Here is a 14,571-nt window from a genome sequence, read left to right as displayed (position 1 = left end):
CCGATTTTTCAGCAGGAAATTCCTCCCCTACTGAAACCTCAGCCTTGCCGACATCGTTTGTGACAATTTTTCAGGAGGTGGAAAGATGGGGGATAGGAAGACACGATAACGACAGACAGAAGAGATTCTGTCCACCTGAAACCCCTATTCTGACTCACTTCAAAAGAGTATGGTAAAAAAAACCAGCAATTGTAATAGATGTTAAACACAAAACCAACTAATTCTATGTCGTTGTCGATGAGTCCCCAGGAGCGTAACCTGCTCAAGTCCTTAGTTGACTATTCCTCTATCCAGTCTCTGCCAGAAATTTGGTCGATCGCGGCGCAGCGATTTGGACAGATTATTGCCCTCAGAGATCCCCATGTCCAACCCGAGGTGATCTTCACGTACACTCAGTTGGTGCGCCAGATTCAACAATTGGCGGCGGGATTACAAACCCTGTTTGATAATCCGGTGATCAAGCAGGAACAAGAGTCCTCGGAACTTCCGCCCCGTATCGCCTTAATTGCCGATAACAGCCCTCGTTGGCTAATTGCGGATCAAGGGATCATGACAGCTGGGGCGGCAAATGTGGTTCGTAGCGCCCAAGCTGATCCCGAAGAATTGCGGTATATATTAGAACACAGTGGCAGCATTGCGTTAGTTGTCGAAGATACCAAGACACTGACCAAACTCAGACCTCATCTTGACGACTTACCCATTCAGTTTGTGATCTTACTCTCCGATGAAGAACCACCTGCTGAAGACAAGCTAAAGGTGCTTAATTTCTCTCAGGTGATGACTCTGGGGTCAAACGCAACTCTACAACCCGTTCAGGCGACCCGTCAAACCCTCGCCACCTTAATGTACACCTCCGGCACTACCGGGAAACCCAAGGGGGTGATGTTAACCCATGGCAACCTGTTGCATCAAGTGACTACCTTTGGTATCGTCCTCCAACCCAAACCGGGCGATCGCATCTTAAGTATTTTACCAACGTGGCATGTCTACGAACGCACCGTTGAATACTTCCTCCTCTCCCAAGGGTGTACCCAAATTTACACCACGATTCGCCATGTCAAAGCCGATCTCAAAGCCTTTAAACCCATCTACATGATCGGCGTTCCTCGGCTGTGGGAATCGATTTATGACGGGGTACAAAAGCAGTTTCGGGAGCAACCACCGAACAAGCAAAAATTAGTGTTCACCTTACTGGATATCAGTCAGCGCTATATTAAAGCGCGGCGAATCGCCCAAGGGTTAGACCTGAACCAGCTTAACCCAAGCCCCCTAGAACGCCTCAGCGCCAGCATCCAAGCCTCACTCCTGTTACCCGCCCACAAATTAGCTGACAAACTCATTTATCAAACCGTGCGGGAGGCAACCGGGGGTCAAATCAAAACCATTATCAGTGGTGGAGGTTCCCTGGCAATGCATTTAGAAAACTTCTTTGAAATTGCCGGGATTGAGATTCTGGTGGGGTATGGACTCACCGAAACCTCTCCCGTGACAAATGTTCGCCGGATGGAACGGAATCTGCGCCGTTCCTCCGGACTCCCCATGCCCGGAACCCAGATTCGCATTGTTGATCCTGAAACCCGCAAACCCTTGCCTACAGGCGAACAGGGGTTAGTTTTGGTGAAAGGACCCCAAGTGATGCAAGGCTACTATAAAAATCCCGAGGCTACAGCAAAAGCCATTGATTCCGAGGGATGGTTTGATACCGGAGATTTGGGATGGGTGACGCCCAACCATGATTTAGTCTTGACAGGACGGGCAAAAGATACCATCGTATTGACCAACGGCGAAAATATCGAGCCGCAACCGATTGAAGATGCCTGTCTGCGAAGTTCTTATATTGAGCAAATTATGCTAGTGGGTCAAGATCAGCGATCGCTCGGTGCGTTAATTGTGCCGAATCTGGACGCCCTGCAACAGTGGGCAGCCGCTGAAAATGTTACCCTAAACTTGCCCAACTCGGATACGAAGGAGGACAGCGAGTCGTTCCGGACGGGTATTGACCTGAAAAGTAAAGAGGTGCAGAACCTATTCCGGCAAGAATTGAACCGGGAAGTCAAAAATCGACCAGGTTATCGCCCTGATGATCGAATTGGTCAATTCACGCTGATTTCAGAACCCTTTTCTATCGAAAATGGCATGATGACTCAAACACTGAAAATCCGGCGACCCGTTGTTACTCAACGATATCGCGATATCATTAACGGGATGTTCGCCTGATTGCGGGAAATAGGGTGAAAGAGTCTGCTGGCAAGTTGCCTGTTGCTCTTAACATGATTATGCCCCCAAACTTTAGGTTATCCTGTTAGCCGGATTAACCCTTACCTTTTTAAGTGTCAGACCTACTGAGAAATACCTATATGCCTACAGAAGAATCTCAATCCAAAGAATCTCAATCCAACCTACTCTTGAAGCGACCGGTTAATATTAAAGCCATTGTCACACCCCGCTGGAAGGAGGAGGTACAACAACAACTCCAGGGACAAATTAACCAACTGGACTCTCAACTTCAACAGTTGGACATGCAAGGGCAACGGGCGATCGCAGAAATTCAAAAGCAAAGTGTGAATCCTCCGGGTCCTCAAGTCAAGCAGCAAATCGAAAGTATTCAATTGCAGGTCAATCAAAAGAAAAGTGAGCTGCTTGAGCAAAAAAACCAGCAACTCCAGCAACTTCAACAGGTACAGATGCTCGAACTTGACCAAGAAGTCAATCAAGGTCAAATCGAAAGCTTCTTCCGCGTTGAAGCCGGAGATAACCTGGTTCGCAAAATGCAGGTCGAAATTCTGCTACGAGATGGCGTAGTCGAAGAAATTCGCGGCGATATCTAAAGCAAAGGTGCAGAGGAAGTTTTGAGTAGGGGCGGGTTTAAGGAATCGCGTTTCGCTATTGACGATAACGTTTATTCAAAACCCGCCCTGAGTGTTGAATTAACTCACAACTTCCCCATCTCCCTACATCTCCCCCATCTCTCTCTTGCTATCCTGGAAGGAAGTTCCCCTACCACGGATAATCCGCCCATTCAACAATGAGTGACCAAACAACCCGATTATGTATTCTCGGTGGAGGCTTTGGGGGGCTTTATACTGCCCTGCGCTTAAGCCAACTCCCTTGGGAAACGTCACAGCAGCCAGAAATTATACTTGTTGATCAAAGCGATCGCTTCGTATTTATGCCCCTGCTGTACGAACTCCTGACAGGTGAACTGCAAACCTGGGAAATTGCCCCACCCTTTGAAGAACTCCTGGCAAATACAGGAGTGCGCTTCACCCAAGCGACAGTGATGGGTATTGATAGTGAGCAACAGCGGGTACAATTGCAGGATGGCGTAGAGTTTGCTTACGATCGCTTGGTTTTATCCTTAGGTGGAGTTACACCGATGGAAAGCGTCCCCGGTGTCGCTGAACATGCCATTCCCTTTCGGGCGATCGCAGATGCTTATCGTTTAGAAGAACGGTTACGCATTCTCGAAGAATCTGACAAGGAAAAAATCCGCGTCGCGGTTGTTGGTGGTGGATACAGTGGCGTGGAACTCGCCTGCAAACTCGCTGAACGGTTAGGAGAACGCGGACGCATCCGGTTAATTGAACAAGGTGAGATGATTCTGAAAACCTCTCCCGAATTTAACCGTGAAGCCTCACAGAATGCGTTAAATGAACGAAAGGTATGGATCGACCTAGACACCTCGGTAGATGCGATCAGCGCTGATACCATTTCTCTGCTCTACAAAGGACAGGTGGATACCATTCCAGTAGATATCGTAGTATGGGCAGTTGGTACCACAGTCGCCCCCGTCGTGCGATCGCTCCCCTTTAAACAAAACCACCGGGGTCAACTCATGATCACCCCAACCCTACAAGTAGTTGACCATCCAGAACTTTATGCTTTAGGGGATCTAGCCGATTGTCGAGACATCACTGGTCAACAAGTCCCCAATACGGCTCAATCCGCCTTCCAGCAAGCTGATTACGCCGCTTGGAATATTTGGGCATCTCTAACCGGGCGTCCCTTACTCCCCTTCCGCTACCAGCATTTAGGCGAAATGATGACATTAGGGACAGACAACGCCACACTGACGGGGTTAGGATTAAAACTTGATGGGGTCTTCGCCCACCTAGCGCGGCGTCTTGCCTATCTTTATCGTATGCCCACCCTAGACCATCAGCTTAAAGTTGGTTTAAATTGGATGGCACAACCTTTATTGAATCTGCTCAAAAACGAGGGTATGTAGGGGCGGGTTTATGGATTTTCGTTTCACGGTTGACGATAACGTTCCCTCAAACCCGCCCTGACCAGGTACGATAACTATAAAACAAATGACATAAGACATAAGACATAAGACAAATGACGAATGACAAATGACGAATGACAAAGGACAAATGACCAATCCAAAAGTCATTTTACTAGATGCGGTTGGTACATTATTTGGGGTGCGCGGAAGTGTGGGTCAGATTTACAGCGCGATCGCTCGCCAGTTTAATGTGAATGTACCACCGAAACTGGTTAACGATGCCTTTTTCCAGGCTTTTGCTGCGGCTGATCCCTTAGTTTTCCCAGATACAGACCCCAAAGAGATTCATGAGTGTGAATTTGAATGGTGGCGTGTAATTGCCCTTCGCACGTTCCAAAAAGTCGGTGTTCTGGAACAGTTTGCCGACTTTACCGATTTTTTTGACCACCTTTACAACCACTTTGCCACCGCCGAACCGTGGTTTATTTATCCAGATGTTATCCCAGCGCTGGAGGCGTGGCGGCGAGTTGGTATTCAATTGGGTGTTTTGTCGAATTTTGATTCTCGTCTTTACTTTGTACTAAAAGCACTGAATCTGGATGAGTTTTTCAGTTCAATCACCATTTCCACAGAAGCGGGGGTGGCTAAACCTGATCCAAAAATTTTTACCCGTGCTTTACAGAAATATGAATGTGAACCTTCACAAGCGTGGCACGTTGGCGATAGTTTGCGGGAGGATTATCAGGGGGCTAAAGCGGCGGGATTGAGAGCTATCTGGTTGGAGCGTTCCGAAGATATGGCTGAGATTTAATCGTCATTTGTCCTTTGTCATTCGTCGGGGCGGGTTTAGTTGCATTGGGGTGAGGTCAGAAAGGATAGTAGTAAAACCTGCCCCTACATATCGGGAAGGGCGGGTTTTGTACAAACGTTTTCATCAATAGCCAAAAATGAATCCCTAAACCCGCCCCTACAAACCAGGTTCCCTTGAGCGAAGCGAAGGGTAAAAACTCAAAACTATTCCCTATTTCCTGCTTTAAAAAAAGATATGAGCAATGAAAAAGTGGACAAATGCTACCTTACTCGCAATTGCCCACTAAAATCTTATAAAAATTGTTCTCATTCTATTGAAAAGAAATTAGGAATTAAGACTTCCGAGAATTTTTACGACGACGAGAGACTGCCATGGCGCCAGCAAACAGACCTAAGCCAGCTAGGGTAGCCGGTTCTGGAGTGGATTTTGGAGTAATGGATTCCGCGATGATGACAAAGTCTTGATAGTCGAAGTCAGATTCAGAACCTCCAACAAGTTTATCCTCGAAAGCAATAATGAATTCATTGTCGCTAAATACACCCGGTTGACGTCCCGGCGCCTGTAGTACTGTTTGATCATCGCCCTGAAAAATGAGACCCTGAGCCGCGTTATTTGTGTTGAGCCGATCCTCGCTGAAGAAGGTTTCGCCTAGTGGATTTGTCAGGTAATAACCAAACATGTTGCCAAAATCTTCGTAGATTTGGAAGTTAGGATCAGCTACAGGTGGGAATTCAGGTGGGAATGCCAAAGTGCTAACACCGACGCTGTTATCAGCTAAGAAGAATACGCTGGCTGCATCTCCTTGGTCATTGTCTCCAATAAAGATCGGAACTCGGAAACTGGGGTTATCTGCTTTATAAATACCAAACACGTTTTCAGGGGCAAAACCAGCGATCTCGAAAAGTAAAGTGTTTTCAGAAGCGCCACTAGACTGGTTCGTAAATAAATCGAACGGTTTTTGATCATTCTCCACGTCAATCCCAGGACCGGATAATGTGATTTGGTTCAAGAGGTCTTGGAGGGATATGGCATCATCAGAACCCGCAGTATTAGCTACCGGAACGGGTCGCTTATTCAAAGCCGCAGCGCTTTCGGTGAAGGTTGCGACTGACCCAAGAGCGAGCAGGGAAGCACCGACTGCAGAAATTGCTAATTTATTTGGAGTAAACATATTATGTGGAAGCCTTATACTAGGTATTTGCTTTGCTAATGGAAATACTAATCCCTACTCCCAAAGAAAAACAATAACCTCTAGTCATTCTTCATCAACTCTTTACATAAAAGAGGGGTTATCTTCACACTAGCTTCATACTCGCTTGATATGTCCTTGATGCTTTCCGTTCGATAGAAGCAGCGAATCAACCAATGCATAAGGTTTTCAGACTATGAGGAGCAACGATAAAATTAAATTTTCAGCTTTACGTCGCACTCACATCAGGTTTAACGTCATCCACAATGGCAATTAGCGCTTCTCGAATTATTACCTATAGTCCCGCTTACACGCTGGTTCCAACCTACGAATGCTTTAACCGTTGTAACTACTGTAATTTTCGCACTGATCCGGGTCAAGGTTCATGGTTGACGCTAACTGAGGCGGATCATCTCTTAAAACAGCTTCAATCCCAGGGAATTTGTGAAATTCTCATCCTCAGTGGTGAAGTGCATCCCCATTCACCACGCCGTCAAGCTTGGTTCCAGCGGATTTATGATCTATGTGAACTCGCCCTATCGATGGGATTTCTACCCCATACTAATGTTGGACCCTTGCAGTTTGAGGAGATGCGATCGCTAAAATCGGTGAATGTGTCGATGGGGTTAATGCTGGAACAGATAACGCCACAACTCCAGCAAACCGTTCACCGTCATGCACCCAGTAAGATACCACAGGTACGGCTACAACAGCTTGTTTGGGCGGGGAAATTGCAGATTCCGTTTACCACAGGGCTATTGTTGGGTATTGGTGAGACAACCGTTGACTGGTGGGAAACCTTAGATGCGATCGCGCAGCTTCATACTCAGTATGGTCACATCCAAGAAGTGATTTTACAACCCCATAGTCCCGGTGATCAACAACATTGGCAAGCCCCCGCATTTGATCCGCAACAGTTACCCCAAGTCATAGCCAAAGCCCGTCAAATTTTACCCGCCGATATCACCCTGCAAATTCCGCCCAATTTAATCTCAGATGATCAATGGTTACTCGCTTGTTTAGACGCAGGGGCGAGGGATTTGGGAGGAATTGGACCCAAAGACGAAGTAAATCCTGATTATCCACATCCTCAAATTCAGCGACTACAAAATAGTATTGAACCAGCCGGATGGCATCTTGTTCCCCGCTTACCCGTTTATCCGCAGTATAATGATTGGTTGTCCCCACGATTACAACAAGCCGTTTTGAATATAAGATTTAATGACATCCAACAGGGAAGCGATGTCCTAATTGACAAATGGCAAATGACAAATGATAAATGACGAATTGATGTCTGAACTTGAAACCGCCTTAGAATTTGTCCGAAACGTTGAACGGAAAAACCCTGATAAATCAGCCTATCAAATTGCCAATATCCTGCGCGGCTATACCCGGAAAAACTATACAACCCGCTTATGGAGTACCGCAACAGGTTATCACCAAGACTATATTGAAGGAGAATTTCAAGGAAAACTCAATGGGGATGTTTTGTTAAGTGGAGAAACCACAGACTTTGGTCATTTTCTCGCCTCCCTGTCTGACCAAATTAATCAACCAGGCGTTCAATGGTCAGATTTAACCCAATGGACAGCGGACTATACGGCGTGGGCGGGTGATATTGGTTCAGCAATTATTGTTTATCGGATGCAATATGAAACCCTCGCTGTCAAAAGCTTATCTGAAGCCTTAACTCGCTTTGCCAGAGATTCCGACTATACTGCTGATGTGGCAGCTTGTGTTATCGGATCTCTAATTAATTCGGGTCGCTATCAATCGGTTTCTCAAGGGATTGCTGACTATAATTCGACAGCCTATTCCCAGCAGGTGAAAAGATTTATTCAGCAGCGTTTTAACGGAATATTTCAAGGAAATAAACTCAAAAACCCAGCGGCTGTTGAAGCAAAAATGGCTCAAGTTGTCTTTTTATTCGTGCGCTTATCGAATGCTCCAGATATTGTGGCATCAATGAAGGAGTTTTGGCAATCTCCGGATCAATTGAAATTAAGCAATATTGTGCAACCGCAACGGACTGATATTCTAGCCGGGACGTTACATTTTCTGGCTCACTTGGTTAAGTTTGGTGGTTGGGAACCCTTGACATTTAAACCTTATCGCCTGCCAAAAACTAAATGGCTGGGTAGTCTTAATCAGGTAACAGTGAACGGGAGCATAAGTATGTAGGTGGACACAATTAAAGTTAGCGGTGGAGATTAGGGAACACCTCGGCTTCGCTCGGTGTGTCACAGGGAACACCTCGGCTTCGCTCGGTGTGTCACAGGGAACACCTCGACTTACCTCGGCTTACTTCGGCTTACTTCGGCTTACTTCGGCTTCGCTCAGTAACACGCTCAGTAACACGCTCGGTAACACGCTCGGTGTGTCACAGGGAACAGGAAACAGCTATATCGGTGGGGAGGGCGGGTTTTGTTGAGAGGTTATCGGTGGATATTTAAATTGAGTCCCTAAACCCGCCCCTACAAATTATTTTCGTTAACTTTTAAAAATAAAACTCTATAGGTTGCCCATAAAATTGCTAAACTACAACTATCTTAAAATAATCCCGAATGGAATGGTTGAAAAATGACCTCAATGAAATGTCCTAAATGTCAAGGAAACCTGGAACCTGTAGTTTATGCTGATGTTGAAGTAGACCGATGTGCTGATTGCCATGGCATCTGGTTTGATTCTCAAGAAGCTCAAACTCTCAAGACAATCGAGGGTTCGGAAGCAATTGATACGGGTGATCCCAAAATCGGCAGTAAATTTAATGCCATTGAAGATATTGATTGCCCGAAATGCAAAGCAAAAATGACCAAAATGGTTGACCTAAAGCAATCCCATATTTGGTATGAAAAATGCCCAATCTGTTATGGTATCTGGTTTGATGCTGGGGAATTTAAGGATTATAAACAGGAAGATATTCAGGATATCTTCAAAGGCATCTTCACTGGAGAACGACGCTAATTAGGGCTGCTCCGCTATTCCTAATAAGCTGGGAGTCATCGGGGTTAAGTAGGTGGACACAATTAAAGTACGGCGGGTTTTCAAAGCTAACGTATCAGGACAGCTAACTGTTGCTCTCACCCGCCAATAAATAATTTGTGATGCTTTTTGCGTTTACCTACTATAAATAGCCTTTAGGTTATCTGCATTAAATGTCTTCCGACTTATCAATGCTATTGCTAGGGGAAGCATTATATAAAGCATCAAGCTGGGTGCGGGCGTCTTCAACCGTCATTGATTTCATTACCAGCAGTGGTTCACTTGTTGGATTCCCGGTATCATCCAACAGTTCTGGATGGGGGACGCGAGTATTGCTAGAACTAGACGCTGCAAATGAAGCCTTTCCCGCAGGTGCGTAATGCCGTTGAGCATCTATACTCAAACTCAGTAAGCTGCGAATCAAATTCCCGATCGCGAGAAATGCAATAACGGTAAAGGCAATTATGTAGAGTAGGTGTAACATGGCATCATTCTCCAGACTAAACCGCTGATCTGTTAATCGATTATCTTAGGGTGGTCTTTGAAATTACGTTTTTATCTGTAATCCGTTTAGCTTATCAAACCTGGGCAGAAATTTGATCACTCTCTCGGCTCAATATTGACATTTCCGGAAATCTCCGACTCGGATTCTCCCGATTTCAATGAGCGCCAGCGCATCCCGACTTGCCAACATTCGTTGACTAACCGATGCCATGGCACTAATGTAGCGGGTTCAATCCCCACTTGACCATCCGTTGCTTGAAACAATGTTACCGCCGCATTCACTTCCCGTTGGGCTGTTTTGACTCGCTCGAGTAAATCCCTCTGCTGCTGTCGGCTTAAAAAGCTGATCTCCTCAGATTCGAGTAACGAATGCGATCGCGAAAACCAATATTGAAAATCATCCAAAAGTGGCTGTAGTATCGACTTGAGCAGGTCTTGCTCGTGGGGCTGAGACTGAGGCATGAATCTTAAGCGCTAATTCATCTGTTAATTTATCTTAACGCTAGTTACAATTCTTTACAATACGCAATCAACTCGGCAACCTGCATTGAATGAAGAAGGTGAGTATCATGGAATGGAGAAAAGGAACCAGGGAAACCGTATAACTGCTTTCAACCTCAACTCAATGGCACAGTCACCCATGTCCAACGTCGAAGCCCCCCAAAAACCCGAAAAAATCCATTTGCCTCGAACCAGTGAATCCGAGAGCCTGAAAAAAATCCGTCATACCGTCTCTCACGTCATGGCAATGGCGGTGCAGAAGCTGTTTCCGGGGACACAGGTGACGATTGGTCCGTGGATTGAGAATGGCTTTTATTACGATTTCGCCAAACCCGAACCCTTTACCGAGCAAGACTTAAAAGCCATCAAAAAAGAGATGGTGAAAATCCTCAAGCGTAAACTCCCCCTAATTCGGGAACAAGTCAGTCGAGAAGAAGCCGAACGTCGGATCAAAGAACTCGGAGAACCCTACAAACTAGAAATCCTCCAAGACTTAGAAGACCCAATCACGCTATACCACCTCGGAGAAGATTGGTGGGACTTGTGCGCCGGACCCCATGTCGAAACCACAGCAGACATTCATCCCAAAGCCATTGACTTAGAAAGTGTCGCTGGCGCATACTGGCGCGGCGATGCAAATAAGGCACAACTTCAGCGAATTTACGGCACCGCCTGGGAGACGCCGGAACAACTAACTGAATATAAGCGGCGCAAACAAGAAGCCCTCAAGCGTGATCATCGCAAACTAGGCAAAGACCTGGGACTATTTATTTTATCTGACCCCGTAGGACCCGGTTTGCCCTTGTGGACACCCAAAGGGACAATCCTGCGGAGTACCTTAGAAGACTTCCTCAAACAGGAGCAAATTAAGCGCGGGTATCAGCCTGTCGTCACCCCGCATATTGGTCGTGTGGAGTTGTTTAAAACCTCCGGACACTGGCAGAAATATAAAGAAGACTTGTTCCCAATGATGGGAGAGTCAGAAGCCGAGGGCTTTGTCCTCAAAGCCATGAACTGCCCATTTCATGTCCAAATCTATAAGCATGAACTGCGTTCCTACCGAGATTTGCCCATGCGCCTCGCGGAGTTTGGCACAGTTTATCGGTATGAACAATCCGGGGAACTAGGCGGATTAACCCGAGTTCGCGGCTTTACCCAAGATGATGCCCATCTATTTGTCACCCCGGAACAACTGGATGATGAGTTCTTGCGAGTGGTTGATTTAACCCTATCCGTGTTTAACACTCTAGGGCTGCAAGATTTTAAAGCCCGTTTAAGTTTCCGTGACCCCAGCCAAGACAAATATATTGGGTCAGATGAGGCGTGGAATAAGTCAGAAAACGCCATTCGTCGGGCAGTCGAAACCTTGGGAATGGGGCATTTTGAAGGGATTGGTGAAGCCGCGTTTTATGGTCCGAAGCTGGATTTCATGTTCCATGATGCCCTCGATCGCGAGTGGCAATTGGGGACAGTACAGGTGGACTATAACCTGCCAGAGCGATTTAACTTAGAGTATGTGGCAGAAGATGGGACACGCCAACGCCCCGTGATGATTCACCGTGCGCCTTTTGGTTCATTGGAACGGTTAATTGGGATTTTGATTGAGGAGTATGCGGGAGACTTCCCCTTCTGGTTAGCCCCCGTGCAAGCGCGACTGTTACCTGTCAGTGATGAACAGTTACCCTTTGCCAAAGACGTGGCACAAAAGATGCGCCAGGTGGGAGTTCGCGTTGAAGTCGATACCAGTGGCGATCGCTTACCGAAGATGATTCGCAACGGTGAGAAGGCAAAAATCCAGGTGATGGCGGTTGTCGGGGCGAAGGAGGTTGAGTCTGATAGTCTCAGTGTCCGAATTCGCGAAGCTGGAAAGCAATCCCAAGACTTAGGCGAGATTCCTGTGGCGCAGGTATTGGAACGCATGGAGAGTGCGATCGCCAACCGCCAGAATTTTTAGGTGTTGTTGTCACCCTCCTTTTTAAATGTAGAGACGTTGCATGCAACGTCTCTACAAGGTTTGGGTGTCTGGAAAAATACGGAGATCTCATCATGTTGTCATTGTCTAACCCCATTCATCGATAACGGTTTATAGAGACGACATAAGGCGACTTTTCGCTTTTCCAAAAGTTTAGCCACTCCATCTATAATAATATTAATCAGATCAGCATCACAGCTTGCTAAAAATTCTTCCGACGTTATTTTTTGTTGAAAAAACTCTTGGCTGCATTGCCACATCTGGCAAATCCCCTCAAATCCAATGTATTGAACAACAAAGCTAGTCAAGGGAGACGTTTTGAAATCGAAGGCAATACTTTGAGCGCGTCCCCCTTCTAATAACTGCCACACTTCCCGTTCTAGAAGCGTTTTAGGGCGATGTGGATTAATCAGCGTGGGAAAATAATCGCTCAAACGACCCATGGAACTGAGTTCATCGCCAAAGTCTCCCATCATAATAGTTAAGGGGACATCTGACCCTAAACGCAGGGATAAAGCTTCTAAAATAGCATTCGCTACCAATTTACTGTCTAAATAGAGCCGCGCCACTTCTAAATTCCGACGAGCTTGTTCGACATAATGGATATAAATGCGATCGTCAGGTTCTCCTCGGAACCGTCGAAAAATGAGTTCGGCGTTCAGGAATTTCATAAAAACTGCCATTTTTTGGATGGCAAAGCGATAATCCTTAACGGTATACGACTCTGACTTTTTCAACGTATGATTGGTTTCGGGTAATAACTTCCAGGTATTGGATAAGAAAACAGCAGAACTCGGATGAGCAAATCCACCAACATCCCGGTTCGCCAACCGTACTGAACGCTTCACGGTTTCGAGGAGTTCGACACTGGTTAAGTTAAGATTAAATCGCTGATTGATAAATTTTAACGACTGATATAATTCTTCGCTAGGACTTAACCCAAAATCGGATTGCGTGCGGAAGGGAATGGTTGCTTCGATACAAGCCACAACCTGCACAATTAGCGCTGGTGTCAGCAAAGGCTCTAATAGTTTAGCTGCAACAATCGCACTTAAAAACTCATTTTGTCCGGTAAAGGGAAATAGTTCCTCTCCTGGCACAACCTTAAACAGGGTGGCGACTAGCTCAAACATGGCATCACGTTCACCTGGATTATCGGTGCGGACAAAAAACTTACCTCTTTCCTCTTCAATAAAAGGAGCGAGATAAGGTGTCAGGTTAAACGGAATACTCCCATCAACTTGCACATAGATAATATCGTGAAATAAAGCCGCCAGAACTTCAATGGCATCCGTCGAGCCACCGACCTCTAAAATATGTTCGATGGAATGAAAATAGCGCCAGGGACCCATCATCGTTTGTACGATGATTTTGGCAAGATTCGCAAGCTGTGATTGGGCAACTTTAACGTCGAGCTGATGGGTTGCCCAGATGAGCTTATCCAAACATTTCTGATAATTCTTATCAAAGTTCATAATGTAAACTTAACTCATTGGTATTTTAAAGGTGCTATTATAACTCTATACAGCTTAAACAGCTATTTACCAGGAACAGACAGGGAAAGTGGGAGTGTTTTGAGTGTTGACCCTTCGCTTCCCTAGTCGGCAGAGTTTTGAATTAAGTCTCCTATCTCTCTGATTTCCCCATTCAAAGAATTGATGACCTGAAAATCCAACGCGGGAAGAGTGGTTTTCAAGGGCATCTGAGAATTTTCGGATTTTCGTTGCCATGGTAGGAGACGATAGGCTTTAGTTTCAATTGTGAAGGAGTTTTTGCCAATTTTACCTCAGCCAGATGTTTGATTGGATATGCGCCAATTGGCTGAATCTCTAAAAAGAGAATTTTAAATTGGTTCTACTGAAGTTTAGAATCCATGAGATTTTCTGGTTTCCTTGGCGGTATAAGATTAGTCATTTTCTTTTACTTCGGCTTAGAGAAGTGGTGGGTAAAGGAGGAGGAGAGCAGAGGATAAAGGAAGAAAATTTATCCATTTTTCCGTATGATTAGATACATTTTGTATTGAAGTTTTCTTGGCTACCAAGGTTTGTGATTGAGGGAAAATCCTTGATCACAGCACAAAACGTTCAAGTTGGTTAGGTAGAGCGATCGCTCTACCCCCTAATATCATGTCCGGTTGAATACCATACCCATAATTACGGTGATGGGTTGAGGGGGTGAGGGGGAGATGGGGAGAAGTTTTTATTATGGGTGATTTGCCGGACATAATATAAGTACCTGGACATCTATAGCAGATTGCGAAAGTATGGGGTACAATGTTTGAGATAAAATTATCTTGAATTTCTAAACATGAAAGCCTATTCACTAGATTTCCGAAAGAAAATCTTGGACACCTATCACAATACACCGATATCTCAAAGACAATT

General features: G+C 45.7%; 13 protein-coding genes. 8 read left to right on the top strand and 5 right to left on the bottom strand.

The window, feature by feature from the left end:
- Positions 1–198 precede the first annotated feature (198 nt).
- From RIG66_RS34365 to RIG66_RS34350, 4 genes are all read left to right on the top strand, one after another.
- On the top strand, positions 199–2,217 hold the full coding sequence (locus tag RIG66_RS34365) for an AMP-dependent synthetase/ligase (RefSeq protein ID WP_446384670.1): 2,019 nt from the start codon (positions 199–201) through the stop codon (positions 2,215–2,217).
- Positions 2,218–2,357: 140 nt separating this feature from the next.
- On the top strand, positions 2,358–2,828 hold the full coding sequence (locus RIG66_RS34360) for a YlqD family protein (protein ID WP_006099879.1): 471 nt from the start codon (positions 2,358–2,360) through the stop codon (positions 2,826–2,828).
- A 197-nt stretch (positions 2,829–3,025) separates the two neighbouring features.
- Entirely contained in the window at positions 3,026–4,228 is a 1,203-nt protein-coding gene (locus RIG66_RS34355) for an NAD(P)/FAD-dependent oxidoreductase (RefSeq protein WP_446384667.1), read from the top strand.
- 127 nt (positions 4,229–4,355) lie between these two features.
- Positions 4,356–5,039 carry an HAD-IA family hydrolase gene (locus RIG66_RS34350; RefSeq protein WP_446384665.1) on the top strand — a complete coding sequence of 228 codons (684 nt, stop codon included), beginning with the start codon at positions 4,356–4,358 and terminating at the stop codon, positions 5,037–5,039.
- Positions 5,040–5,370: 331 nt separating this feature from the next.
- On the opposite strand, the gene RIG66_RS34345 is transcribed toward RIG66_RS34350, so the two are convergent.
- The gene (locus tag RIG66_RS34345; RefSeq protein ID WP_446384663.1) at positions 5,371–6,210 is read right to left on the bottom strand and encodes a PEP-CTERM sorting domain-containing protein; all 840 of its coding nucleotides are present in this window, start codon (positions 6,208–6,210) and stop codon (positions 5,371–5,373) included.
- A 284-nt stretch (positions 6,211–6,494) separates the two neighbouring features.
- On the opposite strand from RIG66_RS34345, the gene cofG reads away from it, so the two are divergent.
- From cofG to RIG66_RS34330, 3 genes are all read left to right on the top strand, one after another.
- Positions 6,495–7,511, top strand: coding sequence for a 7,8-didemethyl-8-hydroxy-5-deazariboflavin synthase subunit CofG (cofG, locus tag RIG66_RS34340; RefSeq protein WP_446384661.1), 1,017 nt, complete (start codon positions 6,495–6,497; stop codon positions 7,509–7,511).
- A complete protein-coding gene (locus RIG66_RS34335; RefSeq protein WP_446384659.1) occupies positions 7,501–8,409 on the top strand; it encodes a hypothetical protein in 909 nt (302 codons plus the stop codon). Before cofG ends, RIG66_RS34335 begins: the two co-directional genes overlap by 11 nt.
- A gap of 399 nt (positions 8,410–8,808) precedes the next feature.
- The gene (locus RIG66_RS34330; protein WP_446384657.1) at positions 8,809–9,192 is read left to right on the top strand and encodes a zf-TFIIB domain-containing protein; all 384 of its coding nucleotides are present in this window, start codon (positions 8,809–8,811) and stop codon (positions 9,190–9,192) included.
- 187 nt (positions 9,193–9,379) lie between these two features.
- Here the strand turns inward: RIG66_RS34330 and RIG66_RS34325 are convergent, their stop codons facing one another.
- Both RIG66_RS34325 and RIG66_RS34320 read right to left on the bottom strand, forming a co-directional pair.
- Complete coding sequence (locus RIG66_RS34325; RefSeq protein ID WP_446384655.1) at positions 9,380–9,694, bottom strand: DUF2973 domain-containing protein; 315 nt, start codon at positions 9,692–9,694, stop codon at positions 9,380–9,382.
- A gap of 116 nt (positions 9,695–9,810) precedes the next feature.
- Positions 9,811–10,176 carry a DUF2605 domain-containing protein gene (locus RIG66_RS34320; RefSeq protein ID WP_006099728.1) on the bottom strand — a complete coding sequence of 122 codons (366 nt, stop codon included), beginning with the start codon at positions 10,174–10,176 and terminating at the stop codon, positions 9,811–9,813.
- A 163-nt stretch (positions 10,177–10,339) separates the two neighbouring features.
- On the opposite strand from RIG66_RS34320, the gene thrS reads away from it, so the two are divergent.
- The gene (thrS, locus tag RIG66_RS34315) at positions 10,340–12,169 is read left to right on the top strand and encodes a threonine--tRNA ligase (protein ID WP_446384653.1); all 1,830 of its coding nucleotides are present in this window, start codon (positions 10,340–10,342) and stop codon (positions 12,167–12,169) included.
- Positions 12,170–12,267: 98 nt separating this feature from the next.
- Here thrS and RIG66_RS34310 read toward each other — a convergent pair whose 3' ends face one another.
- Positions 12,268–13,662, bottom strand: a complete 1,395-nt coding sequence (locus RIG66_RS34310) for a hypothetical protein (RefSeq protein ID WP_446384651.1) — start codon at positions 13,660–13,662, stop codon at positions 12,268–12,270.
- A gap of 593 nt (positions 13,663–14,255) precedes the next feature.
- On the bottom strand, positions 14,256–14,411 hold the full coding sequence (locus RIG66_RS34305; RefSeq protein ID WP_446384650.1) for a hypothetical protein: 156 nt from the start codon (positions 14,409–14,411) through the stop codon (positions 14,256–14,258).
- Between the last annotated feature and the right edge of the window lie 160 nt (positions 14,412–14,571).

This window comes from Coleofasciculus sp. E2-BRE-01 (assembly GCF_040221695.1).
In the GTDB taxonomy this organism is placed as follows: domain Bacteria; phylum Cyanobacteriota; class Cyanobacteriia; order Cyanobacteriales; family Coleofasciculaceae; genus Coleofasciculus.
Note: the sequence above shows the minus strand (reverse complement) of the source record. Positions and strands in the feature narration are given on the sequence as shown.

Coding starts and splice junctions, on each gene's coding strand:
- RIG66_RS34365 (WP_446384670.1), top strand. CDS start 199: ATGTTAAACACAAAACCAACTAATTCTATGTCGTTGTCGATGAGTCCC.
- RIG66_RS34360 (WP_006099879.1), top strand. CDS start 2,358: ATGCCTACAGAAGAATCTCAATCCAAAGAATCTCAATCCAACCTACTC.
- RIG66_RS34355 (WP_446384667.1), top strand. CDS start 3,026: ATGAGTGACCAAACAACCCGATTATGTATTCTCGGTGGAGGCTTTGGG.
- RIG66_RS34350 (WP_446384665.1), top strand. CDS start 4,356: ATGACGAATGACAAAGGACAAATGACCAATCCAAAAGTCATTTTACTA.
- RIG66_RS34345 (WP_446384663.1), bottom strand. CDS start 6,210: ATGTTTACTCCAAATAAATTAGCAATTTCTGCAGTCGGTGCTTCCCTG.
- cofG (WP_446384661.1), top strand. CDS start 6,495: ATGGCAATTAGCGCTTCTCGAATTATTACCTATAGTCCCGCTTACACG.
- RIG66_RS34335 (WP_446384659.1), top strand. CDS start 7,501: ATGATAAATGACGAATTGATGTCTGAACTTGAAACCGCCTTAGAATTT.
- RIG66_RS34330 (WP_446384657.1), top strand. CDS start 8,809: ATGACCTCAATGAAATGTCCTAAATGTCAAGGAAACCTGGAACCTGTA.
- RIG66_RS34325 (WP_446384655.1), bottom strand. CDS start 9,694: ATGTTACACCTACTCTACATAATTGCCTTTACCGTTATTGCATTTCTC.
- RIG66_RS34320 (WP_006099728.1), bottom strand. CDS start 10,176: ATGCCTCAGTCTCAGCCCCACGAGCAAGACCTGCTCAAGTCGATACTA.
- thrS (WP_446384653.1), top strand. CDS start 10,340: ATGGCACAGTCACCCATGTCCAACGTCGAAGCCCCCCAAAAACCCGAA.
- RIG66_RS34310 (WP_446384651.1), bottom strand. CDS start 13,662: ATGAACTTTGATAAGAATTATCAGAAATGTTTGGATAAGCTCATCTGG.
- RIG66_RS34305 (WP_446384650.1), bottom strand. CDS start 14,411: ATGTCCGGCAAATCACCCATAATAAAAACTTCTCCCCATCTCCCCCTC.